Origin of the sequence: Microbacterium sp. LKL04 (assembly GCF_900102005.1) — a bacterium.
Lineage (GTDB): Bacteria > Actinomycetota > Actinomycetes > Actinomycetales > Microbacteriaceae > Microbacterium.
In genome coordinates this window covers 1,360,246-1,383,717 of the sequence record NZ_LT627736.1, presented here as the reverse complement: position 1 = coordinate 1,383,717, position 23,472 = coordinate 1,360,246, and the positions used below count along the sequence as shown (strand labels likewise).

The 23,472-nt window shown below is 71.1% G+C and carries 23 protein-coding genes; 6 read left to right on the top strand and 17 right to left on the bottom strand.

The genetic code is table 11. The features are described from left to right. Window positions 1–23: 23 nt before the first annotated feature. Window positions 24–506, bottom strand: a complete 483-nt coding sequence (locus tag BLP38_RS06790; RefSeq protein WP_091354920.1) for a hypothetical protein — start codon at window positions 504–506, stop codon at window positions 24–26. Next, the gene (locus BLP38_RS06785) at window positions 506–1,678 is read right to left on the bottom strand and encodes a hypothetical protein (protein ID WP_091354916.1); all 1,173 of its coding nucleotides are present in this window, start codon (window positions 1,676–1,678) and stop codon (window positions 506–508) included. Before BLP38_RS06785 ends, BLP38_RS06790 begins: the two co-directional genes overlap by 1 nt. An 84-nt stretch (window positions 1,679–1,762) precedes the next feature. Between BLP38_RS06785 and BLP38_RS06780 the strand changes: the two genes are divergently transcribed. Genes BLP38_RS06780 through BLP38_RS06770 form a run of 3 tightly spaced genes read left to right on the top strand, consistent with a single transcriptional unit; the run spans window position 1,763 to window position 3,101 of the window. Further along, window positions 1,763–2,188 carry a MarR family winged helix-turn-helix transcriptional regulator gene (locus BLP38_RS06780; RefSeq protein ID WP_231916581.1) on the top strand — a complete coding sequence of 142 codons (426 nt, stop codon included), beginning with the start codon at window positions 1,763–1,765 and terminating at the stop codon, window positions 2,186–2,188. After that, the gene (locus BLP38_RS06775) at window positions 2,185–2,598 is read left to right on the top strand and encodes a DoxX family protein (protein WP_091354909.1); all 414 of its coding nucleotides are present in this window, start codon (window positions 2,185–2,187) and stop codon (window positions 2,596–2,598) included. Before BLP38_RS06780 ends, BLP38_RS06775 begins: the two co-directional genes overlap by 4 nt. Window positions 2,599–2,639: 41 nt before the next feature. Then, window positions 2,640–3,101 carry a DUF3817 domain-containing protein gene (locus BLP38_RS06770; RefSeq protein WP_091354907.1) on the top strand — a complete coding sequence of 154 codons (462 nt, stop codon included), beginning with the start codon at window positions 2,640–2,642 and terminating at the stop codon, window positions 3,099–3,101. A gap of 3 nt (window positions 3,102–3,104) precedes the next feature. Here BLP38_RS06770 and BLP38_RS06765 read toward each other — a convergent pair whose 3' ends face one another. Beyond that, on the bottom strand, window positions 3,105–4,235 hold the full coding sequence (locus BLP38_RS06765) for a class I SAM-dependent methyltransferase (protein WP_091354904.1): 1,131 nt from the start codon (window positions 4,233–4,235) through the stop codon (window positions 3,105–3,107). Window positions 4,236–4,294: 59 nt separating this feature from the next. Between BLP38_RS06765 and BLP38_RS06760 the strand changes: the two genes are divergently transcribed. Then, complete coding sequence (locus tag BLP38_RS06760) at window positions 4,295–4,675, top strand: DoxX family protein (protein WP_172824666.1); 381 nt, start codon at window positions 4,295–4,297, stop codon at window positions 4,673–4,675. A gap of 66 nt (window positions 4,676–4,741) precedes the next feature. On the opposite strand, the gene BLP38_RS06755 is transcribed toward BLP38_RS06760, so the two are convergent. The 8 genes from BLP38_RS06755 to BLP38_RS06720 all read right to left on the bottom strand — a co-directional run bounded on the left by BLP38_RS06755 (window position 4,742) and on the right by BLP38_RS06720 (window position 13,319). Further along, window positions 4,742–6,010, bottom strand: a complete 1,269-nt coding sequence (locus BLP38_RS06755; RefSeq protein ID WP_091354899.1) for a sugar ABC transporter permease — start codon at window positions 6,008–6,010, stop codon at window positions 4,742–4,744. Further along, window positions 6,007–6,795, bottom strand: coding sequence for an ATP-binding cassette domain-containing protein (locus tag BLP38_RS06750; RefSeq protein ID WP_091354896.1), 789 nt, complete (start codon window positions 6,793–6,795; stop codon window positions 6,007–6,009). Before BLP38_RS06750 ends, BLP38_RS06755 begins: the two co-directional genes overlap by 4 nt. 87 nt (window positions 6,796–6,882) lie before the next feature. Continuing rightward, window positions 6,883–7,971 (bottom strand): sugar ABC transporter substrate-binding protein, encoded by a 1,089-nt coding sequence (locus BLP38_RS06745; RefSeq protein WP_091354893.1) that lies wholly within the window; start codon window positions 7,969–7,971, stop codon window positions 6,883–6,885. A gap of 159 nt (window positions 7,972–8,130) precedes the next feature. Further along, window positions 8,131–9,318, bottom strand: a complete 1,188-nt coding sequence (locus BLP38_RS06740) for a sugar ABC transporter permease (RefSeq protein ID WP_091354889.1) — start codon at window positions 9,316–9,318, stop codon at window positions 8,131–8,133. Continuing rightward, window positions 9,315–10,154, bottom strand: coding sequence for an ATP-binding cassette domain-containing protein (locus BLP38_RS06735; RefSeq protein ID WP_091354886.1), 840 nt, complete (start codon window positions 10,152–10,154; stop codon window positions 9,315–9,317). The genes BLP38_RS06740 and BLP38_RS06735 overlap by 4 nt, the downstream gene beginning before the upstream one ends. A gap of 11 nt (window positions 10,155–10,165) precedes the next feature. Further along, window positions 10,166–11,218 (bottom strand): substrate-binding domain-containing protein, encoded by a 1,053-nt coding sequence (locus BLP38_RS06730; protein ID WP_091354882.1) that lies wholly within the window; start codon window positions 11,216–11,218, stop codon window positions 10,166–10,168. After that, complete coding sequence (locus tag BLP38_RS06725) at window positions 11,215–12,396, bottom strand: ROK family transcriptional regulator (protein ID WP_269457024.1); 1,182 nt, start codon at window positions 12,394–12,396, stop codon at window positions 11,215–11,217. The genes BLP38_RS06730 and BLP38_RS06725 overlap by 4 nt, the downstream gene beginning before the upstream one ends. 59 nt (window positions 12,397–12,455) lie before the next feature. Then, entirely contained in the window at window positions 12,456–13,319 is an 864-nt protein-coding gene (locus BLP38_RS06720; RefSeq protein WP_091354875.1) for an NYN domain-containing protein, read from the bottom strand. 82 nt (window positions 13,320–13,401) lie between these two features. Here BLP38_RS06720 and BLP38_RS06715 point away from each other — a divergent pair, with 82 nt between their 5' ends. Further along, on the top strand, window positions 13,402–13,764 hold the full coding sequence (locus tag BLP38_RS06715) for a PLD nuclease N-terminal domain-containing protein (protein ID WP_091354871.1): 363 nt from the start codon (window positions 13,402–13,404) through the stop codon (window positions 13,762–13,764). Between the two features lie 7 nt (window positions 13,765–13,771). On the opposite strand, the gene BLP38_RS06710 is transcribed toward BLP38_RS06715, so the two are convergent. Next, complete coding sequence (locus tag BLP38_RS06710) at window positions 13,772–14,752, bottom strand: Gfo/Idh/MocA family protein (RefSeq protein ID WP_091354868.1); 981 nt, start codon at window positions 14,750–14,752, stop codon at window positions 13,772–13,774. Window positions 14,753–14,800: 48 nt separating this feature from the next. Here BLP38_RS06710 and BLP38_RS06705 point away from each other — a divergent pair, with 48 nt between their 5' ends. Then, entirely contained in the window at window positions 14,801–16,144 is a 1,344-nt protein-coding gene (locus BLP38_RS06705; protein ID WP_091354864.1) for a M20/M25/M40 family metallo-hydrolase, read from the top strand. A gap of 1 nt (window position 16,145) precedes the next feature. On the opposite strand, the gene hrpA is transcribed toward BLP38_RS06705, so the two are convergent. The 5 genes from hrpA to BLP38_RS06680 all read right to left on the bottom strand — a co-directional run bounded on the left by hrpA (window position 16,146) and on the right by BLP38_RS06680 (window position 23,441). Continuing rightward, window positions 16,146–20,018 carry an ATP-dependent RNA helicase HrpA gene (hrpA, locus tag BLP38_RS06700; RefSeq protein WP_091354861.1) on the bottom strand — a complete coding sequence of 1,291 codons (3,873 nt, stop codon included), beginning with the start codon at window positions 20,016–20,018 and terminating at the stop codon, window positions 16,146–16,148. A 76-nt stretch (window positions 20,019–20,094) separates the two neighbouring features. Then, window positions 20,095–20,841: a hypothetical protein gene (locus tag BLP38_RS06695; RefSeq protein ID WP_231916579.1), complete on the bottom strand. Its 747-nt coding sequence runs from the start codon at window positions 20,839–20,841 to the stop codon at window positions 20,095–20,097. Next, on the bottom strand, window positions 20,841–21,383 hold the full coding sequence (locus tag BLP38_RS06690) for a hypothetical protein (protein WP_091354858.1): 543 nt from the start codon (window positions 21,381–21,383) through the stop codon (window positions 20,841–20,843). Before BLP38_RS06690 ends, BLP38_RS06695 begins: the two co-directional genes overlap by 1 nt. After that, window positions 21,376–22,227 carry a PP2C family protein-serine/threonine phosphatase gene (locus BLP38_RS06685; RefSeq protein ID WP_091354854.1) on the bottom strand — a complete coding sequence of 284 codons (852 nt, stop codon included), beginning with the start codon at window positions 22,225–22,227 and terminating at the stop codon, window positions 21,376–21,378. Before BLP38_RS06685 ends, BLP38_RS06690 begins: the two co-directional genes overlap by 8 nt. After that, window positions 22,224–23,441, bottom strand: coding sequence for an FHA domain-containing protein (locus BLP38_RS06680; protein ID WP_091354850.1), 1,218 nt, complete (start codon window positions 23,439–23,441; stop codon window positions 22,224–22,226). Before BLP38_RS06680 ends, BLP38_RS06685 begins: the two co-directional genes overlap by 4 nt. Window positions 23,442–23,472 lie beyond the last annotated feature (31 nt).

Below are 23,472 nucleotides of genomic sequence, written 5' to 3'. Positions count from 1 at the left end.
GAACGGCGGCGGCCGGCGACGCGTCACTCGATCCGGCCGCAGGGTGAGACGGCGAGGATGTCGAGCGTCTTCGGGCCATCACCTGCCTGTTCCGTCACGTCCACCGACACTCCGGTTCCCGCCCGGTTCACGCGGACGGTGGCGACGTCGGTGTCGATGCCGACGGGCTCGACGGCCCACTCCTCGCCCAGAGTCGTGGGGAGCTCGGTCAGGACGGCCCCGGTGTCCGCCGTGTCGGGAAGCACCGCCGACCCGTGGAACGTGGCGAAGGCGGTTCCCTCGGGACCGGAGGGGCCCGCGGTGCCGCTGTCGCACGCGGTCGACGTGGGGTCCCCGGTAGGGGTGAACTCGGCTCCGTCGGGCAGGGCGGCGACGACATCGGCGACCGCCTCTTGGGCGTGAGCGCGCACCGATGCGAACGTCGCTCCCTGCGGCGAGGCGCATCCCGCGAGGGCGATGACGAGCAGACCGACGAGCACCGTTGCTGCGGCGGGGCGGGGCGCCATCAGCCGGTTCTCTCGCGAGCGAGGGAGGTGAGGAGGAGGCGGACATCGGCGAGCACGGTTCCGTTGGCCGACGCGTCGCCGCTGAAGAGGCGGTTGTGGAGCGTCAGCCCGCGAGCGAGCATGCCGCCCATCGCCGAGACAGGAACATCCGACAGGCCGGGATCGATGATGGTGATGCCGGGAAATTCCTCGGGTCCGACGCCGTAGCCGATGTCGCCCATCTGGAATCCGGCGTAGAGGCGGTTGATGTCGTCCGTTGCCTGCGCGGCGTAATAGGCCGTCCCGGGGGACGTCGTGTAGCCGTCGGTCGCCCCGACACCTGCCGCGAGGAAGCGGGCGTCGAAATGGGCACCGTCTTCTTCGGCGGCGCTGCCGACCTGCGATCCGGCGCTGTGCTCGTAGCTGAGCGTCGGCAGACCCGGGAAAGCGACGTCGATTCCCTCCACGATACGAGCGTAGCTCGCGCCCGCCGCCGTCGCGATCGTGTTGTTCTGCGGCCCCGAGGCGAGGTCGATCGAGAGCTGCGGCATCGGGGCGGCGAGCACGGTGAAGGCGACGACGGGTGTCGACGGGTCCGCGTGGTCCACCTGCCAATCTGCGAACGCGGTCACCGGGTCGGGCACCATGAAGCTTCGTATCGACGCGTTCGTCCCCGGAACGACCAGGAGGATGCCGGTGGCGGTCGCCGGATCTCCCGTCATCTCGACGAGGGCGCCGCGGTCCGGGGCGAAGAGGTAGAGCTTCACGGCGCCGCTGACGACTCTTGCCAGGTAGGAGTGTTCCTGCCGCAGGGGCTCGAGTTCCGCCTCCGAGGCGGGAGCGGACTCCCGTCGCGCCAGCTTCGTGAGGACCGTTTCGAGCTCGCTGAGTCGTTCTCTCGCCACGACGCGGTTGGCGGCGACACGCACGTCCGCGGGAAGACCGTCCAGAGCACCGATCCGCTCGGGAGCGGACCGGATGAGGGTTTCCCGCGTCGCGGCAGACAGGCCCGACCACCACACCGCGGCGGCGGAGGGGGCGATGTGACCGGCGTGGACGGGTATCGGCGAGTCGGAACCGGCAGCATCGTGAGCGGGCGAACGGTGCGTGCTCCCCGACGATCCGATGTGGGCGAAGAACAGGACGGCGGCAGCAGTCAGCGCGACGGCGGGGTGGGCGAGCGCGCGCAGCATACCGCTGATGATAGGGCTCCGCGGAGACACTCATCTCCCTCTTGAATACTGACCGCGGGCGCGGGTCACTCATAGACTTCTGCCGTGGTAGATACCCCCGCAGAGGACGCACCGCGTTTCAGTCCCGTCATCGCGTTGCTCGCCGTCTCGGCATCGTGGGAGGCCCAGCTCGCGGCAGAGCTTCGGGGCCTCGGTATCTCGACCCGGAAGTTCGGGCTGCTCGGGCACATCGGGGCCGAGCCGGGGATCTCCTTCTCCGAGCTCGCCCGTCGCTCGCGCATCACCGTCCAGTCCGCTCATGCCGCCGTGCACGCTCTGGTGGACGACGGCCTCGTCGCCGACGCGACGGCCCAAGCCGGGGCGGCGAGCGACCTGAGCGTGACCGAACGCGGCGCACAGGTGCTGCGCGACGCTCAGGACCGCCTCGAGCGACTCGACGATGCGCTGTCGCAATCGCACCCCCGTATCGCGGACTCTCTCGGCGGCATCCGCGCGGGCGTGATCGAGTGAGCCCGCGCCGCGGTCGGCCGCCGGCAATCGTCCGCGGCGTCGCGCGGATTCTTCTGGCCGTCCTCCTGACCGGGGCGGGCCTCGGCCACCTGACGGTTCTCCGGCGCGGGTTCCGGGTCGCTGTCCCCGACTGGTCGACCCGCGTGCTGCGGACGGACAAGGACACGATCGTCGTCGCCTCGGGCGTCGTCGAGATCGCGCTCGGTCTCGCCCTCATCGCCCTGCCTCGAGAGCGACGTCGGGTCGGGTTCGCCGTCGCGGCGCTGTTCGTCGCCGTCTTCCCCGGGAACATCCACCACTGGCGCTCGGGACGGGACGTGCCCGGGCTCGACTCGGACGCGAAGCGGTTCGGGCGGCTCTTCCTCCAGCCGGTGCTCGTCGCATGGGCCGTGTGGTCGACGCGGCGCTGACCGCGTTCTCACCGCCCCGCTCCTTCAGGTAGGCTGAAGGCGTGTTCCGCACCCCTCTCTCGATCTTCCGCATCCTCGCCATCGCCGAGGTGTTCTCATGGACCCTGCTCATCGCGGGTCTCATCATCCGTGCCGTGGGAGGACCCGCGCTCGCCGTCACGGTCGGCGGCGGCATCCACGGCTTCGTCTTCCTGTCCTACGGGGCGACCGCGCTCGTCGTCGCCCTCAACAACCGGTGGGGTCTCGGCACGGCGGTGCTGGCGGTGGGATCAGCTGTCGTCCCCTACGCGACGCTCCCCGTGGAGATGTGGCTGCGACGCAGCGGAAGGCTCGACGGCGCGTGGCGAATCGACGAGACGTCGGACCCGCGCGACCGGCGCCCCGTCGACCGGCTGCTGCGCTGGTTCCTGCGGCACGCCGGCATCCTGATCGCGCTCGTCGTGGTCGCGGTCGTCGCCCTCTACGTCGTGCTGCTGATCGTCGGCCCTCCCGGAGGGCGTTGATCGTCAGCGACGCGTCGACACCGTCACGGTGAACTTCGCATCCCTCGCCACCTGACGGGTGGGTCCGACGAGCCGTTCGAGATCGCCGCGGTACCGCATCCCGGAATTCCAGACGCACCAGAGCTCGCCTCCCGGACGCAGGACGCGTGCCGCGTCGGCGAACAGCCGGAGCGCCAGCCGCTCGGTCAGCGCCGCACCGCTGTGGAACGGCGGGTTCAGTGCGACGAACGAGACGGATGCCGCGGCTCGGCTCGCGAGCAGATCATCGCGGATGACCTCGACCCGGTCCGCGACGCCGTTCGCGGCTGCCGTCGCGCGCGCCGAGGCGACCGCTGCCGCGGACTGATCCGAGGCGTAGACGGAGGCTGCGGGATGCCGCTTCGCGAGGTGCGCGGCGACGGCGCCCGTTCCGCACGCCATATCGATCAGCGGATCCTCCGGCGATCCGCCGGCAGGGTGCTCCGGCAGATGTGCGAGGAGGAGTCGGGTGCCGTGGTCGAGGCGCGCGCCCGCGAACGCGCCGCCGAAGGCGCGGATCTCGAGCTCGCTCTCGCGTCCTTCGGCGGGCGCGGGGTCACGGCCGTCCCGGGGTTCCCGCGCGAACAGGACGCGGGACTTCTGTCGGGCGTGCGAGACGTCGATGCGTCCGAAGTGCTCGCCCAGCACGTCGTTCATCGTCGGGGTCATGTGCTTCAGGCGGCCGCCGGCCATCACGACGACGTCGGGGGAGGCGTGGGCGGAGATGAGCCCCGCGACGTCGCGGAGCGCGTCGAGCGCGCGCGGCAGACGCAGGAGCACGACCCGAGCGTCTCGGACGGCGTCGGCGTCGAGCCCGACGACCCGGACGCGATCGCTCAGCCCGAGCTCCTCGGCGTTCCGGGCGATCGCCTGTTCACCGGCCAGGGCATCCTGATGGACGCGGACGTCCCGCGCGCCATCATGCGCGGCGGCCAGGGCGAGAGCGCCGTGGGTATCGCCGATCGCGACGATCGACCCGGCCGGTGCACCGGCGCGGAGGTCGACGGACTCGTCCAGGATGAGCCGGTCGGCGGCATCCGATGCCACCAGATCCGGACCTTCGACGTCGGGGCGACGGGAGAGCCGGTCGAAGGGGAACGGGTCGGGTCGCGTCACCTCACCAGCGTAGGCGAGGGCATCGGCCGGTTCGTCGCCGGGCGGGGGATACTCGGAGGATGAAGACAATCGCTCGCTGGGCTCTCGCCGGCGCCATGGTGTTCGCCGGTCTCAGCCACCTGTTCTGGGCGCGCAAGGAGTTCCAGGCTCAGGTTCCCGACCTCGTGACCGACACCCTCCCGATCGACAAGGACGGTGTCGTCGTCGCCTCCGGCGCCGTCGAGATGATGCTGGGCGCCGCGCTCGTGGTGCTCCCGAAGGAGCGGCGCCGCATCGGCGTCATCCTCGCCGCCTTCTTCGCCGCGATCTTCCCCGGCAACATCGGGCAGGCGCTCGGCAAGCGCGACGGATTCAGCCTCGACAGCGACAAGGCTCGGTGGGGCAGGCTGCTGTTCCAGCCCGTGCTCGTCGCGTGGGCTCTCTGGTCGACGCGCGACTGACCCGATACGCACGCGACGAGGCCCCGACCGGGAATGGTCGGGGCCTCGTGCGGTATCGCTGGACGATCAGGTGCGCATGCCGCCGGTCCGCAGCCGCGACAGGGCGTCGACGGTGGCCGCGAGGATCAGGACGCCGCCCGTGACCAGGAGGTTGAAGCCCGCGTCGAGCTGCAGCAGGCCGAGTCCGTTGATGATGACCGCGATGACCAGTGCTCCGATCGCCGCGTGGATGAGGCGCCCTCGGCCACCGAACAGGCTCACGCCGCCGACGACGGCGGCCGCCACGCCTGAGAGGACGATGTCGCGTCCGACGGCGCCGTCGACCGACCCTACGCGCGCCTGATTGAACAGCAGCGACACGACGGCGAGGCCCGAGGCGGCGACGAAGCACCACCACTTCACCCAGCGCACCTTGATGCCGGCGCGGCGAGCGGCCTCGGCGTTGCCGCCGATGGCGTAGACGTAGCGGCCGAACCGGGTGCGGTCGAGGACGAACGTGCCGATGAAGAGGATCGTCAGCACCACCGGCACGATGATCGGCACGCCCTCGATCGGGATGATCGACTGCGACCGATTGAGGTTCAGCACGAACACGGCCGCTCCACCGAGGATCGTGAGGACCGCGAGCTTGGCCCACACGAGGGCGATGGGACGGTTGGGAACGCCGGCGCGGGTGCGGCGTCGGCGATCCCAGAACGACAGGCCGCCCGAGATCAACAGCATGATCAGAAGCATCACCCAGCCGCCCCAGACGGGCAGACGTCCGTTCTGCAGCGCCAGCAGCTCCGGCGCCTCGATCGGGTAGAGACCGCCCGCGCCGATGATGAGCAGGGCGAGACCCTGGTAGCCGAGGAACAGGCCGAGGGTGACGACGAAGGACGGGATGCCGATCCTCGCCACAAGGAACCCGATCAACGCTCCGGTGGCCAGGCCGACGAGGAAGCCGATCGCGAGGGCGGGCGGCCAGGGGATGTCGAACTTCACGTTCAGCACGACGAACGTGGCGACGCCCACGCCGCCGGTGACACCCGCCGACAGGTCGATCTCGCCCAGGAGGAGGACGAACACGAGCGCCATGCCGAGCACGACGAGGGATGCCGCCTGGCTCATGAGGTTCGCGAAGTTGATGGGGGTGAAGAAGTACTGACTCAGCGTGCTGAACAGGATGACGAGCAGGACGAGGCCGCCGACGGCGGGCAGGGCGCCCATCTCGCCGCCGCGCACGCGCTGGAACCAGGCGCCTATCTGGTCGCCGACGCCGCCTTCGACGCCGCTGCCGATGAGGTCGCTCGCGACGGGGTCGGGTGCCGCCGCGGTCCGGGTAGTGGTGCTCATGCATCGCCTCCGACGGGGATGGTGGATGTGCCGACGAGCTGCACGCCCGGCGGGACCTTGGTTCCGGTGATGTAGCCGACGATCTCGTCTCGGGTCGACTCCGAGGTCGGGACCTGCGCGACCATCTGGCCGAGGTAGAGGACGGCGATGTCGTCGGCGACCGCGAACACGTCGGCCAGATTGTGGCTGATCAGGACCACGGCGACGCCCTGGTCGGCGAGGCGTCGGACGAGGTTCAGCACCTGCTCCGTCTGGGCCACGCCGAGGGCGGCGGTGGGCTCGTCGAGGATGACGACGCGGGCCTTCTTGAGCACGGCGCGCGCGATGGCGACCGTCTGTCGCTGACCGCCGGAGAGGCTCGACACCTTCTGCCGGACGCTCTTGACGGTGCGCACCGACAGGGAGCGCAGCGTGTCCGAGGCATCCTTCTCCATGCGGCCTTCGTCGAACGTGCCGCCGATGACCTCTTCGCGGCCGAGGAACATGTTCTGGACGATGTCGAGGTTGTCGCAGAGGGCGAGGTCCTGATAGACCACCTCGATGCCCAGTGCGCCCGCTTCGCGGGGGGTCCGAAGCGACTGCTCCTGACCGTCGACGAGGATCTCGCCGGTGTCGTAGGGCTGCACGCCGGCGAGGCCCTTGATGAGGGTGGATTTTCCTGCGCCGTTGTCGCCGACGAGGGCGGTCACCATGCCCGGTCGGACTATGAGGTCGACGCCCTTGAGGACGCTGACCGGACCGAAGGACTTCGTGACGCGGCGGAGTTCGATGATGGGTTCGCTCATGCGGGTTCTCCAGGGAGATCGAGGGGTATCGCGCGGACAGGGGGGAGTGGGGATGCCGCGGGTCGCGGCATCCCCACTCCCGTCAGATCACTCGACGCCGAATTCGGTGCACTTGTCGGCGAGGCTGACGCCGGCGATGTCGCCGGTGCAGACGTCCGAGGCGGAGGCGTCACCGGCGGCGACGACGTCCTTGACCTTGTCGGGGCCCACGAGCTGCGGCGTGACCGCGATGTACGGCGTGCCGTCGTCGAGCTTCTGATCTGCCGTCGGGGTCGAGCCGTTCAGGAGGTCCGTGGCGATCTTGATGGCGGCCTCGGCCTCATCCTTGACGGGCTTGTAGACCGTGGCGGTCTGCCATCCGGTCAGGATGTTGCGCAGGCCCTCGACGTTGGCGTCCTGGCCCGAAACGGCGACACCCGTGAGGTCGCGGTCCTGGAGGACCTTGATGACACCGTCGGCGTTGGTGTCGTTGGCGGCCCAGACGCCGTCGACCTTGCCGCCGTTCGCGGTCAGAGCCTGCTCGAAGTTGGTCTGGGTCTTCGCGCCGTCCCAGACTCCCGGGGGCTCGGCGACCGGCTTGATGCCCGCCGCTTCCATGACCTCTTTCGCGCCCTTGAGGAACATGGCCGCGTTGCCGTCGGTGGGGTCGCCGCCCATGTAGTAGACGGCGGCCGTCTTCGGGTCCTTGCCGGCGGCCTTCAGGCCGTCGAGCACGGTCTGCCCCTCGAGCTTGCCGACCTCGACGTTGTCGAAGGAGACGTAGTAGTCCGCACCCTGGAAGGGGCGGTCGTAGGCGATGACCGGGATTCCCTGGGCCTTCGCCTTGGTGGCGACGCCGACGGCTGCGCCGTTGTAGTCGACCAGCATCATGACGCCACAGCCCTTGGTGAGCTGCTGGTCGGCGATCGTCGTGTACTTCGACGTGTCGCCACCCGCGTTCTGGATGTCGACCTCGAAGCCGGCGCCGGTGAGCCCCTCTTCGAGATACTTGCGGTCGAAGTTCTCCCAGCGGGGCGACGACGCGGCGTCGGGCAGGATGACGCAGGCACGGCCGGCCTCAGCGGGGGCGGCGCCACCGCTCGACCCGCCGGGCGCGGGTGTGCTCGTGCTGGAACAGCCTGCGAGCAGGAGTGCGGCGGCCCCGAGGGCTGCGGCAACGGACAGGGACTTCTTCATCGTTCGCCTTTCGACAGTGAAATCGAGCGAGCGCGACTTCGCGCTTGACGACGATCTTGATGTGTTCACGAAATGAAGTCAAGATGTGAACATAACGCTTTCGTCACCGTCGACGGTCGTCCCGAACCCTCTTCGGAAGCGGCGTCCGGCGTGCCTGGATCAGGTCCGGCCGGCCCCGAGCTGCGTGCGTCGCGTGATCGCATCGAGAGCGACGGCGAACACGAGGACGGCGCCGGTCACCATGAACTGGACGGCCGAGCTGAGGTTGATGAGGGTCAGTCCCGACGAGATCGCCTGGATGACGAAGACGCCGAGCAGGGCGGCGAAAGCCGAGCCCCGCCCGCCGAACAGTGAGGCGCCCCCGATGATCGCCGCGGCGATGGCGTTGAGGTTCGTGTCGGCGGCCCCCGTGCTCTGGTTGGCGGCGGCCAGCCGCGCGGCGGCGAGGATGCCGCCGGTCGCCGCCAGCACCGAGCACAGCACGAAGACCGACACGACGATCCGGTTGACGCGGATGCCGGCCCGCCGCGCAGCCTCGATCGAACCGCCGACTGCGAACACCGACCGTCCCCACCGGGTGCGGGTCAGGGCGAAATGGGCGATCACGACGAGAACGACGAACAGGACGAACATGACGCCCACGCCGCGTGACAGGTTGAGGTACCAGGACCCGCCCACGAGTCCGACGAGCAGCAGCCCGCCGCGGATGAGGATGCTGACCGTGCGATCGCTCTCGAGCTCGGCCGCCGTGCGTCGCCGCGCGCGACCGAGCAGGGTGCCGGTGTAGCCGAGGGCCGTGGCCGCTGACAGGACGTAGGACAGCCACGCGGGCAGGTACATCTGCTGCGCGAACTGGACGATCCACGAGTCGAAGGGCAGGTTGATCGACCCCGCGTCGCCGAGGACCCACAGCTGTACGCCCAGGAGGCCCAGCAGGCCCGCCAACGTCACGACGAAGCTCGGGAGACCCAGCGTCGTGCGGAGCAGCCCGTAGACCGCGCCGACGACCGCTCCGGCGGTCAGGGCGGCCCCGATCGCGAGCCCGAGCGGCCATTGCAGCTGCACCGCGCCGACCGTCAGGATCGCGGCGGCCACACCGGACATGGAGCCGACCGAGAGATCTATCTCGCCGATGAGGAGGACGAGCACGATCCCGAGCGAGATGGTCCCCAGGGCGGCGCACTGCATGAGCATGTCGCTCAGGTTCCGGCTGGTGAGGAAGACCGGATTCAGGGCCTGGAAGACGATCGCGATGACGACGAGGGCCAGCACCACCGGCATCCGTCCCACGTCCCCGGAGCGGATCCGCGCGAGAACCCGGGCGAGGATCCCGACATCGCCGTTCACCGGTCGCCGTCCAAACGGCGCCGAGCGCCCGCGAGGGGGATGACCGGAGCGTGCGGCTCCTCGGGAGGAGGCAGGGGACGCGGGGAGTCGAGGGCGCCGGTGATCGCCGCGATCAGCACCTCGCTTGTCGCCGTCTCGGCGTCGAACTCGCCGTTGTTGCGCCCCAGGCGCAGGACCACGATGCGGTCGGCCACGGCGAGGACGTCGGTCAGGTTGTGGCTGATGAGGATCACGCCGTGGCCGCGATCGCGCAGGCGTTCGATGAGGTTCAGGACCTCGGCCGTCTGCGCCACCCCGAGGGCCGCGGTCGGTTCATCGAGGATCACGATGCGCGGCTCGCCGATCAGCGACCGGGCGATCGCGACCGTCTGACGTTGGCCGCCCGACAGCGTCGAGACCGGGACGCGAACGGAGGGGATCTTCGCCGCGAGCTCGCGCAGCAGCATCCACGTCCGCTCCTCCATGCCGACCTCGTCGAGGCGTCCGTGGTCGATGAGCTCGCGACCGAGCCAGAGGTTGGCGACGACGTCGAGGTTCTCGCAGAGGGCGAGGTCCTGGAACACCGTCGCGATGCCGAGGTCCTGCGCGTCGGCGGGGCTCGAGAGCTGCACGAGCTCGCCGTCGAGCTCGATCGTGCCGGCGTCGGCCGGGTGCACGCCTGCGAGGACCTTCACGAGGGTCGACTTGCCCGCGCCGTTGTCGCCGACGAGGGCGACGACCTCGCCCTCGCGCACACGGAAGTCGACCCCGCTGAGCGCGCGCACGGCGCCGAATCGTTTGTCGATGCCGCGCATCGACAGGACGTGGTCGCCGGTGCGACGGGAGGAGACGCTCACGCGGGGTGCTCTCATTCCAGGCCTGCGGCGGCGCAGGCCTCGGCGTAGGGGGGCGTGCAGATGTCCGCGACGGTCCAGAACCCATCGGTGACGACGGTCGAGGCGATGTCCTTCACGGTCACGGCGACCGGGGTCAGCAGGGTCGAGGGGATGCCCTCGACCGTCGTGTCGCCTGTCGGGCGCTTTCCCGCAGCAAGCTCCGTCGCGACGTCGGCGGCGATCGTCGCCTGCTCGCGGATCGCCTTGTAGACGGTCATGTACTGGTCGCCCGAGACGATGCGCTGCAGAGCGGTGAGCTCCGCGTCCTGGCCGGTGACGATCGGGAACGGCGAGACGTCGGCGGCACGCAGCGCTGCGATCGCTCCGCTCGCGGTGCCGTCGTTGGCGGCGTAGACGGCCGCGACGTCGTCGCCGTACTGCGCGAGCTGCCCCGCGACCCACGACTGCGCCTTGTCGGGACTCCAGTCGGGCGTGTCGTATTCGGCGAGGACGCGCAGGCCCGCCTTCTCGATCACACGCCGGGCGCCCTCGCGGAACTGCGCCGCGTTGCTGTCGGTAGGGGCCCCGTGCACCATGAGGATGCCGCCGTCCGAGCGGCCTTCGGCTTTCAGACCGGCGACGAGTGCCTCGGCCTGCAGCTCGCCGACGCGCTCATTGTCGAACGAGACGTAGTACGCGGGCTCTCCGCCCCCGATGATCATCCGGTCGTACGAGATGACCGGCACGCCTTCGGCGGTGGCGGAGGCGAGGATGGATGCCGCGGCCCGCCCGTCGACGGGATCGAGGACGAGCACCGCAGCGCCCGCCGCGAGCGCCGATTCCGCCTGCTGCTGCTGGCGGGCGGCATCCTGGTCGGCGTTCGTGTACAGCACCTGCGCGTCACCGAGCTCGGCGATCCGCTTCTCGAACACGGGGCGATCGAACGTCTCGTAGCGCGCGGTCTTCTTGTCGGGCAGGAGCAGCGCGATCGTCGTCTGTTCGGGGGAGTTGTCGGGAAGGGCGCACCCCGACAGTGCGGCAGCAGAAGCCGCCGCGAGCACGACGGCGGTGACGAGTCGCCTCATGCGGGGAGAGCGACGAGATCGGCGTCGACGGCCACGTGGTCGAGGGCCAGGGCGATCGCACCGCGGGTCTCGGCCCACTCCGCGAAGGCGGACGCGACGATTTCAGGAACCCCGCCGCCGAGGATCGCGCGGTCCAGTGCGTGTCGGAGAGGTGCCAGGAGGATCTCGCCGGCACGCGCCAACTCGCCACCCACGACGATGCGTTCCGGGTCGATGAGGTTGCACAGGCTCGCCGCGGCGATGCCGATGTGGCGGCCGGCATCCGCGATCGTGCGCTGCGCGGCCGGGACACCGTCGCCCGCCGCCGTCACGAGATCACGGAGGCGATGGATGCCGTCGGCTTCGCTGAAGCCGGCCAGGAGGGCGGGACCTGCGGCCACCGTCTCGAGGCAGCCTCGGTTTCCGCAGCGGCACAGCGCACCGTTCTCGTCGATCGTCATGTGCCCGATCTGACCGGTGCGGCCGCTCGCACCGCGGAAGAGCTCACCGTCGACGAGCAGACCCGCGGAGATGGAATGGCCGACCGTGACGTACACCGATGAAGAGGCGCCACGGGCGGCGCCCTCGCGCGCTTCGGCGAGGGCACCGAGGTTCGCTTCGCTGTCCACGTGCACGGGGCGGCCGATCCGCGCGGAGAGGCTGCGTGCTATGTCGACCCCGTCCCATCCGGGCAGGAGGCCGGGCGTCGAGATGACGGATGTGCGCGGATCCACCGGGGCGGGCAGCGCCAAGCCGACGCCGAGCAGATCCGACAGGGACCCGCCGAGCCCGTCGACCATGTCGCCGAGCAGCAGACTCAGCCGGTCGAGTTCGGCGTCGTGCCGGTGGTCGGGGGCGAGCGGGATGGACGTCTCGGCGACGACGGACCGTGTCGCGTCGGCGATCGCGACGTGGAGTTTGCGGGTCGAGAAGTGCGCACCGGCGACGAGCCCGACCTGCCGCGCGAGCGAGACGAGGGTGGCGCGGCGGCCGCTGCGGGACGTGAAGGAGGTGTGGAGCACGCCGGAGGCGGTGAGCTCCTTGACGATGTTCGACACCGTTGCGGGGGAGAGCCCGGTGGCGCCGGCGAGCTCGATCTGCGTCAAGCGCCCATGCCTCTTGAGCGAATCGAGCAATCGTGCACGATTCGCCTCTCGCAGTGAGGACTGCGAGCCGGGCGGAGTTGACCGGCGAGCCACGGGGACACCCTACCGTGCCCGCCGTCGCCCGAGTCGGGATGGCGGCCCGGATCGCGCCGTCAGGAGCCGTCGACGGCGCGCACGCGGACGATATTGGTCGACTCGTCGAGTTCGGCGGCCTTCGGGTGCGCCTTCACGAAGTCCGAGAACGAGCGGTGACCCAGTGCCTTCTCGCTGAAGGAGGGATCCATGCGCTTGAGCAGATTCTTGACCGCCGAGAGGTGCATCCACTCCTCGTCGGTGCGGACCTGCTCGAGGCGCAGCGCGCGGGAGAGGAGCTGCTCGACGGGATCGACGGCCTTTCGGCGGCGGCGTGCCGTCGAGGGCGCGGTCTCCGGGGTGGGCTCGGGCTCGCGGGTCGCGACGCCCGGCAGGGCGTCGTAGGCGTCGAACTGGTCGCACGCGGCGGCGAGCGACTTGGCGGTCGATCCCGCGACGCCGACGGCGACGACGACGCGCCCCAGCCGCTTGCACCGCTGCGCGAGCGGGACGTAGTCGCTGTCGCCGGCGACGATGACGACATGGGTGAGGTCCTCGAGGCGGAACAGGTCCTCGACGGTGTCGACGGCGAGACGGATGTCGGCGCCGTTCTTCGCGTAGGCGGCCGCCGGGAAGAGCTGGACGAGGTCGACCGCGCGGGCGACGAGCTGCTGGCGGTAGAGCGAATTCACCGGCGACGACCAGTCGGCGTACGCGCGGGTGAGGACGAGCGTTCCGAAGGATGCCGCGTAGTCCATGATCGCGCCGACGTCGATCATCGCGGCGGCGAGGCGCTCCGAGATCTCCTTCTCGTCGGGGTCAGCGGCGATCCGCTGGCGGTCCCGCGAGTAGCTGTTGCGACCGTGGACCCGGTCGTACCAACTCATGACGATGTTGTCGAAATCGAGGTAGACCGCGACGCGAGGAGTGGAGGAATCCGGCATCCCCCCAGTCTTACAGCTTGTCCCGCGAGGGTGGTGAGGACGAGGGTGCGCGAAGACATGGCGTACTCATAGACTCTGGCCCATGCCGTACCTCATCTCGTTCGTCGTGCTGGCGGGCATGATCTTCGCGCTGATCGACATCATCACGAGGGATCAGAGCCTCGTGAAGCACATGCCGAAGACGGTGTGGTTGTTCGTTGTCATCCTGCTTCCGTTCCTCGGCACCGTGCTGTGGTTCGCGATCGGTCGGGAGTACCCGCAACGCGAGGTGCGCCGCGCGCCGCAGTTCGCGCCGTGGGCGACCGAGCCGGCGGCCGCGCCGGTGCGCCGATCGGACGCTCGGTCGACCGAGCAGCAGCTCGCCGATCTCGAGCGTGAGATCGAGGAGGAGCGGCTGCGCGCCGAGCTCGCCCGGCGTCGCGGGGAGCTCGGAGACCCGGCCTGAGGCGGACTCAGCTGCGCGGGTAGACGACGCCGATCTGGCGCCGGATCTCGTCGAGGGTGCCCATGATGGCGACGCTCTCGTCCATCGGCAGCAGGTCGCTGTCGGTGCGGCCCTCGGCGATGAGCTGCTCGGCGTAGAGCGCCTGGAACTGCATGCCGCGCCCGTCGATCTCGGCGCGGAACTCTTCGACGACCGCGCCGTCGACGTCGAACACACGGAAAGAGGTCGGCGCGTAGAAGACCCCGTCGATCTCGATGCGTCCTTTCGTCCCGACGATCTGCGCCGCGTTGGCGCCGGCGCCCCGCATGGAGGTGAGGAGCGACGAGACCCCGCCCGACGCGTGGCGCACGGAGATCGCGACGTCGGTGTCGGCGCCGGTCTCGCCGAGCTGCGCCGTCGCCAGGATCTCGGCGGGCGCGCCGAGGACGTCCCAGGCGAACGAGACGGGGTAGATCCCGAGGTCGAGGAGCGCACCGCCGCCGAGCGCGAGCTCGTTGAGCCGGTGATCGGGGTCGGTGGGGAGGTTCTGCGTGTGGTCGGCGCTGAGCACCCGCACCTCGCCGATGACGCCCGCCGCGAGGATCTCCCGCAGGCGCACCATGTGGGGCAGGTACCGCGTCCACATCGCCTCCATCGCCAGCAGGCCGTGATCGGCGGCGAGGTCGCGGATCGCGACGGCCTGGTCGGCGTCGAGGGTCAGGGGCTTCTCGATGAGCACGTGCTTGCCGTGCTCGAGGGCGAGGGCCGCGCACGCGAGGTGGTGGCTGTGGGGCGTCGCGATGTACACGATGTCGACCTCGGGGTCGGCGACGAGCTCGTCGTACGATCCGTAGGAGCGGGGGATGCCGTACTTCGCGGCGAATTCCTGCGCCGACTCGGAGCGGCGCGAGCCCACGGCGGTGACCGTCAGACCCGCCGTCTTCAGGTCGGCGGTGAAGGCGTGCGCGATGCCGCCGGTGGCCAGGATTCCCCATCGAAGTGCGGTCATGTCCCGAGACTATCGGCGGGCGCGGGTGGATCGATCTAAAGTCGGACCGTGGCCCGCACCTCCGATTCCTCCCTCGGCCGCTTCCGCGAACTCCTGCAGATCCCGACGGTCTCCCTGGATCCGGGTGATGCCGACGCCGACGGCACCCACTTCCTCCGTTTCCACGACGCTCTCGTTCGTCTCTACCCGGCCCTGCATGCGGTCCTCGAGCGGGAGGTGGTGGCCGGGTATTCGCTCCTCTATCGCTGGCGCGGGCGGGATGCCGCGTCCCCGCTCGTCCTCATGGCGCACATCGACGTCGTTCCCGTCGTCGCGTCGGAGTGGTCGCATGAGCCGTTCGGCGCCGAGCTCGTCGGCTCCGGGGACACCGCCGAGATCCGTGCGCGCGGCGCCGTCGACGACAAGGGGTCCCTCGTCGCGATCCTCGAGGCCGTGGAATCGCTCGTCGCGGAGGGCGTTGTGCCCGAGCGCGACGTGTACCTGGCCTTCGGGCACAACGAGGAGGTCGCCGGCGACGGTGCGCAGGCGATCGTCGAGGTGCTGCGACAGCGGGGCGTGCGTCCGTCGCTCGTGCTCGACGAGGGCGGCGCCGTCGTCGAGGGAGCGCTGCCGGGGGTGATCGTCCCGACCGCCGTCATCGGCGTCGCCGAACGCGGCGTGATGACGGTGCATCTGACCGCCCGTGAACTCGGCGGGCACGCCTCGACGCCGCCACGCGACCCCGCCACCGCGCGGCTCGCCCGAGCCGTCCTGCGGCTGCACCGGCGCCCGTTCCCTACCCGACTCGTGCCGCCGGTGCGGGCGATGTTCGAGACGGTCGCGCCACACACGTCGGGGCCGCTCCGGCGCGTGTTCGCGAGCATCGGGGTGACCGGCCGGCTCCTCGTCAAGGTCTTCCCGCGCCTCGGGCCCGAGCTCAACGCGCTCGTGCGGACCACCGCGGTCGTCACCGAGCTCTCCGGTGCAGCCGGGGCGAACGTCCTGGCCACGGCGGCACGGGCGAGCGTCAACGTCCGGCTCCTCCCCGGAGACACCGCGACGTCGGCGGAGGCGCGCATTCGCCGTGTCGTCGGCGACCCGCTCGTCGAGGTCGACGTGGTCTCGGCATCCGACCCGTCACCCGTGTCCCCCTGGTCGGGTCCCGCGTGGGACCGTCTCGCGGCGGCGACGCGGTCGGCGCTCGGCGAGGAGGTCCTGCCGACCCCCTACATCCAGCTCGGCGCGAGCGACAGCCGCTGGTTCACCGAGATCAGCGGACACGTGTACCGCTTCACGCCGTTCCACCTGACGCGGGGCGAGCGCGAGGCGCTGCACTCGCACGACGAGCGGATCCGTGTGGGCTCGTGGCTGCGCGGCATCGAGTTCTACCGCGACCTGCTGCGGGCGAGCTGACTCAGCCCGCGAGCGCCTTCGAGATGCGCTGCAGCGAGACGGGCTCGGCTGTGCCGAGGCGTTGCGCGAACAGGCTCACGCGGAACTCCTCGAGCAGCCAGCGAGCGTGTTCGAGTCGCGCGGAGGTGTCGGCGGGCAGCGGGAGGGTGCCCCCGGCATCCGTGAACAGGGCGGCGGCCCGCTCGTACTCGGTCATCCGCTGCCGGTCGCGACCGGGGTTGTCCGAGAGCCCGTCGACCCGCTCCTTCGCTCCCTGCAGGTAGCGGGGGAGGTGCGCGAGGCGCGCGGTGCCGGTGCGCGAGAGGAACCCGGGGTGGATGAGGCCGGCGAGCTGGCCTTTCACATCTCCCAGGGCGGCGAGGAGCGTCATGGAGTTCTGGTTCTTCACCGCCCGCTCGACGTCGCGCTGCAGGGTGAGGATGCGGGCGGCCAGCGACACGGTCTGGAACAGCTCGTCGACGACCCGGGAAGAGAACGCGTCGCGGGCGGCGGTGAACGCTGCTTCGGTCCGGATGACCGCATCGCCCATGACGGCGTCCGCGACGGCGACCCGCGCGTCTTCGATGAGCGCCTTCGCCGACGGATAGGGCGAGGCCGCCAGGGCGAGCTTCTCGGGCGCCGTCAGGTGATCCATGACGTACGCGGTCGGCGAGGGCACGGCGAGCAGCAGCAGTCGCCGGGCGCCGGCGCGGGTGAGCTCGGCGGCGCGTTCGGCGGTCGCCTCGATGCGCAGCGACACCCCGTCCTTCGCGTCGACGAGCGCCGGGTACCCGCGGACGACGCCGCCGGCGACCTTCGTGTCGACGACCTCGGGCAGGTCCCCGACGTCCCACGTCGTGATGCCGGTGCGCTCGATGGGGGCGCTCGCGGCGGCGACGGTCGCGGCGGGGGATGCCGCCGGCTGCGGGCCGCGCTTCGGCGCGAGCGAGCGGGCGACCGATTCGCGGGCACGGCCGGCGAGGCGATCCTGCAGCTCGCGCAGGTCGCGGGACGACCCGACGGTGCGCCCGCGCTGGTCGACGGCGCGGAACGAGACACCCAGGTGGGCGGGGACGCGCTCGAGGTCGAAGTCGCGCTCGGTGACCGGCTGGTGCGCGACGCGCTGGATGCGGGCGGCGAGGGCTGCACGGAGAGTGGACGCCGGGAGTCCGTCGGTGTCCTCGGGGCCCGATCCGCGCAGCTCGTCGCCGAGGGTGCTCGCCCAGTCCGCGGCGGGGACGACGTGGCGGCGGATCGCCTTGGGGAGCGCCTTGATGAGCCCGGTGACGAGCTCGTCGCGCATGCCGGGGACCTGCCAGTCGAACCCGTCGGGGCGCAGCTGAGCGAGGAGGGCTAGGGGTACGACGACGCTGACGCCGTCGTCGGACGCACCGGGCTCGAAGCGATAGGCGAGCGAGAGCACTTGGTCGCCCTGTCGCCAGCGCGTCGGGAAGTCGCGCTCGTCGGTGCGCGCGGACTCGCCGAGGAGGTCGGCCTCGGTCATGTCGAGGAGCTTCGGGGCGGCGGGCTGCGTCTCGCGCCACCATGCCTCGAACGAGCGGACGTCGAACACGTCGTGCGGCACGCGGGCGTCGTAGAAGGCGTACACCGCTTCGTCGCCGACGAGGATGTCGCGGCGGCGCTCCCGCTCCTCGATGCGCTCGAGCTGACGTCGCAGCTCGCCGTTGCGGCGCTCGAACGCCGTGAGCCGCTTGTCGAGGTGCTGGCTGTTCCACTCGCCCTCGACGAGCGCGTGGCGCAGGAACAGCTCCCGAGCGAGGTCGCGGTCGCGGCGGGCGAGCTGCACCCGGCGGCGCGGGATGATCTCGACGCCGAAGAGCGTCACCTTCTCAGCCGCGACGGCAGCGCCGGCATCCTTCGACCAGTGCGGGTCGCTGAGGCTGCGGTGCGCGAGGTCACCGGCGAGGTCCTCGGCCCACGCGGGATCGATCGCGGCGACCGTGCGGCCGAACAGGCGCGAGGTCTCGACGAGCTCGGCAGCCATGACGGCGTCGGGGGAGGCCTTGCGCAGGCCCGAGCCGGGGAACACCGCGAACGAGGCGCCGCGCGCGCCGCGGTACTGCGGCAGAGGCTTCCGAGCGTTCTTCTTCGCGGGATCGGTCGTTACCGAACGCGTGTCGAGGATGCCGATGTGCGAGAGGAGCCCCGACAGGATCGCCCGGTGGAGCGCGTCGGGATCGGCGGCACCCGCGGGCTGACGCGGGGCATCCTTCGGCGAACCGGAACGGGAGAGCGTCGAGAGCTGCCGGTGCACGTCGAACCACTCGCGGACGCGCACGTAGTTCAGGTGCTCGCTGCGGCAGAGGCGCCGGAAGGCGCTCGAGCCGAGCTCGCGCTGCTGCTTGCGCAGGTGGTTCCAGAGGTTCAGCAGGGTGAGGAAGTCGCTCGTCGGGTCGACGAACCGCGCGTGCAGGCGGTCGGCCTCCTCGCGGCGCTCCTCGGGGCGTTCGCGGACGTCCTGGATCGACAGTCCCGACACGATCGCGAGCACGTCGCGCGAGACGCCGAGCTTCTCGGCCTCGAGCAGCATCCGCGCGAACCTCGGGTCGATCGGCAGTCGCGCGATGCGCCGACCGAGGCTCGTCAGTCGCAGCGCGCCCGTGCGCCCTGCGACGGCTCGGAGCTCGGTGAGCAGTTCGACGGCCGCCTTCACGCCGCGGCTGTCGGGCTTGGTGAGGAACGGGAACTCGGTGACGTCGCCGAAGCCGAGCGAGAGCATCTGCAGGATGACCGACGCGAGCGAGGTGCGGAGGATCTCGGGCTCGGTGAACTCGGGCCGCGCGGTGAAGTCGTCCTCGCCGTACAGGCGGATCGCGATGCCCGCCGACGTGCGACCGGCACGCCCGGAGCGCTGCTGCGCCGAGGCCTGCGAGATCGCCTCGATCGGCAGCCGCTGGATCTTCGACCGCACGCTGTAGCGCGAGATGCGCGCCGTGCCGGTGTCGACGACGTAGCGGATGCCGGGGACCGTGAGGCTCGTCTCGGCGACGTTCGTGGCGAGGATGACCCGTCGCCGGACGCCGGCCACCGCGGACGGTTCGAAGACTCGGTGCTGCTCGGCGGACGAGAGCCGTCCGAACAGCGGCAGGACTTCGGTGGGGCGGGCGTCCTTCGCGTACAGGCCGCGGACGGCATCCATCGCGTCGCGGATCTCGGCCTCGCCGGGGAGGAAGACGAGCACGTCGCCGTCGGGCTCCCGGTCGAGTTCGCGGAGCGCCGCGAGCAGGCCGTCGACGTCGTCCTCCGTCTCCTCATCGTGCGCGCGGTAGCGGATCTCGACGGGGTAGGTGCGGCCCGAGACCTCGATGATCGGGGCGGGGACGCGCTCGCCGTCCGGTGCCGTCGCGGCGAAGTGCGCCGCGAAGCTCTCGGGGTCGATCGTCGCCGAGGTGATGATCACCTTCAGATCCGGGCGCTCGGGCAGGATGCGGGCGAGGTAGCCCAGCAGGAAGTCGACGTTGAGGGACCGCTCGTGCGCCTCGTCGACGATGATCGTGTCGTAACGGCGCAGCAGTCGGTCTCGGTGGATCTCGTTGAGCAGGATGCCGTCGGTCATCAGCGTGACCTGCGTGGCGTCGGTCACCTCGTCGGTGAAGCGGACCTTGTAGCCGATGGCGCCGCCGAGGGGCACCTGCACCTCGTGCGCGAGACGCTCGGCGATCGACCGCGCCGCGATGCGTCGGGGCTGCGTGTGCGCGATGCGCGTGCGGCCGAGCTCGAGGCACATCTTCGGCAGCTGGGTCGTCTTTCCCGACCCGGTGGCGCCGGCGACGATGACGACCTGGTGCTCCGCGATGGCGCGCGTGATCTCGTCCCGCGCGGCGCTGACGGGCAGCTCCGGGGGATACGCGAGGACGGGGGCGGGTGCGGACACAGCCTTCGATGCTATCGCGCGGGCGGATGCCGGCGGGCGCCCGCGCGCGTCGCGCCCGGCACCCGCCGGCGCAGGCTCAGCGGTCGGTGTTCTGCGGTTCGTCGAGCAGCGGCAGGTCGGCCGCCGTCACGAGGCGCGAGAGGATCGCGTGCTCGACGAGGCGTGCGCGCCGATTCGTGGCCAGCTTGCCGACGCCGCCGCGGAGCCCCTGGACGCCCTCGCGGTCGAACTTGTCGCACACGTTGTCGAGCTTGCGGTTGAAGGTCGTCAGCGGCCACCCGAGCCGTTCCGCGGCCTTCGCCGACGTCGGGATCTGGCTCGAGCCCATCATCCCGCCGCGCAGGATCGGCTCGCAGAGCGCGATCAGGAGGAGACGCTGACTGGCGGTCAGAGGAACCGCACCGATGGTCGTGCCGCCGTCGGTGCTGTCGCCGTCGAGCCCCGTGATCCGGCCCGTGAACCGCGCGGCTCCGTTGCGGATCGAGAATTCGTACGTGTACGCCCCGGCCGTGAACATGACCATCAATTCGGGGAAGACCAGAGGCACGCGGGTGCCGGGACCGAGCATCGCCTGGTAGGCGCCGTCCGACGTCGCCAGGGCGACGGAGATCGATCGCCCCGTGTTGGTGAGCCACCACATGCCCTGGGAGGACTCGATCTCGAGCAGCCGCCGGTGCAGGTACGGGTTCGTGTCGATCACGAGATCGGCGTCGCGCCCGATCGAGTACGTCTGGCCGGGCGTCGGGTGGAACCACTCTCCGCAGAACTCGATGCCGAGCTCGGCGGCATCCGTCTCGGCTGTCAACTCGATGTCTTCCGTCATCACATGCCCCCTTGAACGATCTGGATGATCCCCCACGCGGCGCCGGCGACGAGCGTCACGCCCACGACCGCGATCGCGATGAAACCACCGCGGCGCGGACGTGCCGCGGGCGCGGGGGTCGTCGCGGTCGGCGGTGCGACCGGAGCGCGGGTGATCGCCGGCGGCGCCTCGCCGCCACGAGGTGCGTACACCGCGCGGGAAGCCAGGGTCCCCGCCGTCGAGGCGGAGCGGGGTGTGTCTGCCCGCCCGTGGACGACACCGCGCCCGGGGGGATCGGATGCCTCCCGCCGTTCGGCCACGCGGGTCTCCTCATCGGCCCGTCGCTCCGCGAGGAGGGTCGCGTCATCGGCCGCACGTCGTTCGGCGAGGAGCGTCTCGTCGTCGGGCGTGTGGCGCGCGGCGAGCCGGGTCTCGTCATCGGGCGAACGCCGCTCAGCCAGACGCGTCCGGTCGTCCGGGTCGTGTCGCGCCGCGAGCAGGGTCTCGTCGTCGGGTTCCTCGTGGTCGGCGCGATGAGTGCGGTCGTCGACCGGATCAGTCATGACGTCTCCGGCGGGAGGGGACCGTCTCGACCTCGATCGTGCCGGACGCGGGCTCGCTCGTGACGAGACCGCCCGTCGTGTCTTCGAGCCGGGGGTGGATGCCGCCGGCCACCACGTCCACGACGATCGCCGTGACGTTGTCGCGCCCGCCGTGAGCCAGGGCCTGCGAGATGAGCGCGCCGGTCGTCTGGGCGGGGGAGGCTCCCGAGAGGAGTCCGGCGCGGATCGCCTCGTCCGTGATCTCGCCGGACAGACCGTCCGAGCAGACGAGCAGGCGCTCGCCGGTGACCACGGGCAGGAGCCAGAAGTCGGCGGGGCTCTGCTCGCCGCCGACGGCTCGTGTGATGACGTTGCGTCCCTCGAACGACGACATGTCCTCGCGGGCCAGCCGGCCGGCATCCACCATCTCCTGCGCGACCGAGTGGTCGACGGTGAGCTGCTCCAGACGCTCGGACAGCAGCCGGTACACGCGGGAGTCGCCGACGTTGACGACGAGCCACCGGTTCTCGCCGTTCTGCTGGACCGCCACGATGCCGGTGAGGGTGGACCCCGCGCCCCGCGTCGTCCGCCGGGAGATCGCACCGACCGACGCATGCGCGGCGTGGACCGCATCGGCGACCTCTTGGGGCGTCACGTCGCCGCGGCCCACGAAGCCGCGGAATGCGTCGATCACGGCTGCAGAAGCCAGATCGCCCGCCTCGTGGCCGCCCATCCCGTCGGCGACGACGAAGACGGGGAAGCTCGCGAGGTGCGAGTCCTCGTTGACGCGACGGCGGAGCCCCGTATCGGTGAGGGCGCCGCTGATGACCTCGAACGGGAGAGGCGAGGGCTCGCGCATCGTCATCGCGCGCCCGCATCGAAGGTGAGTTCGGCGTCGCCGAGAAGGAACCGGCCGGCGAGGGGAGTGGGCGTCCCGACGGGGATCTCGGATTCGCTGTCGCCGACGAGGACGCCGTTCGTGGACGAGAGGTCGGTGATGTTCCAGCCGTCGTCCGTGCGGCGCAGGAGCGCGTGGGTCTTCGAGACCGTACGGGTCGCGTCGTCGATCGCGACGGTCTGCGCCCCCGGCTCGTCCGTCGGCGGTGCGGGGTTGCGGCCCAGCACGATCACGGCAGCGGTGAGCGCGACGGTCTCTCCGGTCGGCAGCCGGAGCGTGGCGCTCGGCCGACGGTGCGCGGCGAGGACGGTGTGCTCCTCGACTCCGGTCTCGGCGGCCGGCGCCGCGTCGAACGGCGGCGCGACGGGCGCGGCGATGATCGGAGCGGCGGCCGGCGTCGCGGGCGCGAGCGGAGGCGGCGACCAGGGATTCGTCGGCACCGGTGCGCCCGGCTGCAGGGGCACCGCAACGGGGGCCGGGGATGCGAGCGACGGCGCGGGAGCGACGGGCGCAGGCGCGGGCGGCGGCGCGAAGGCGGTGGTGTCGGCGGTCGCGGGCGCAGCGACCGGTGCAGCGGGCGGGGCGGCGAACGGAGTCGGGGGGATCCCGCCCCGAGGGACGCCCTGCCAGGTCGCCGAACCCCACCCGATCACCGAGGCCCAGACGGGGAGGAGCAGGGCGCCGAGCACGACGAACCCGCTGCCGCGGCCGAAGCCGCGGTTGAGGGGACCCATCATGCGCAGCATCAGGATCACGGCGGCCGCGGCGAACACCAAGAAGAGGACGACCGGGACGACGGCCGCGGCCAGGAGGGCGCCCGAGGCGTCTCCGCCCCCGCCGAACGCGGCGTTCTGCGCGGACTGCGCGAACAGAGACGACGTCACCGTCGACAGGATGACGGTCAGGATGCCGCCGCCCACCAGGATGGCAGCCCACCAGCCCTTCATCCCCGACAGTTCGAACAGCAGCCAGAGGTTCCACACCGGGACCCAGGCTCGACCCGGCGGTCGGTCCGTCTTGCGGAAGACGGCCGCGAGGGCCATCGACCCCCAGACGTACACGCCGACCGCTGCGATCAGCTGGATCACGACGGCCACGAGTGACACCGCGGCGACACCTGCCAACGATCCGGCGGCGTCTTCGGCGATCGGGAGCACGCTCCCCGTCGTCACGCTCTGCATGTGTCCTCGTCCTCCGTCATGGGTTCCCTCG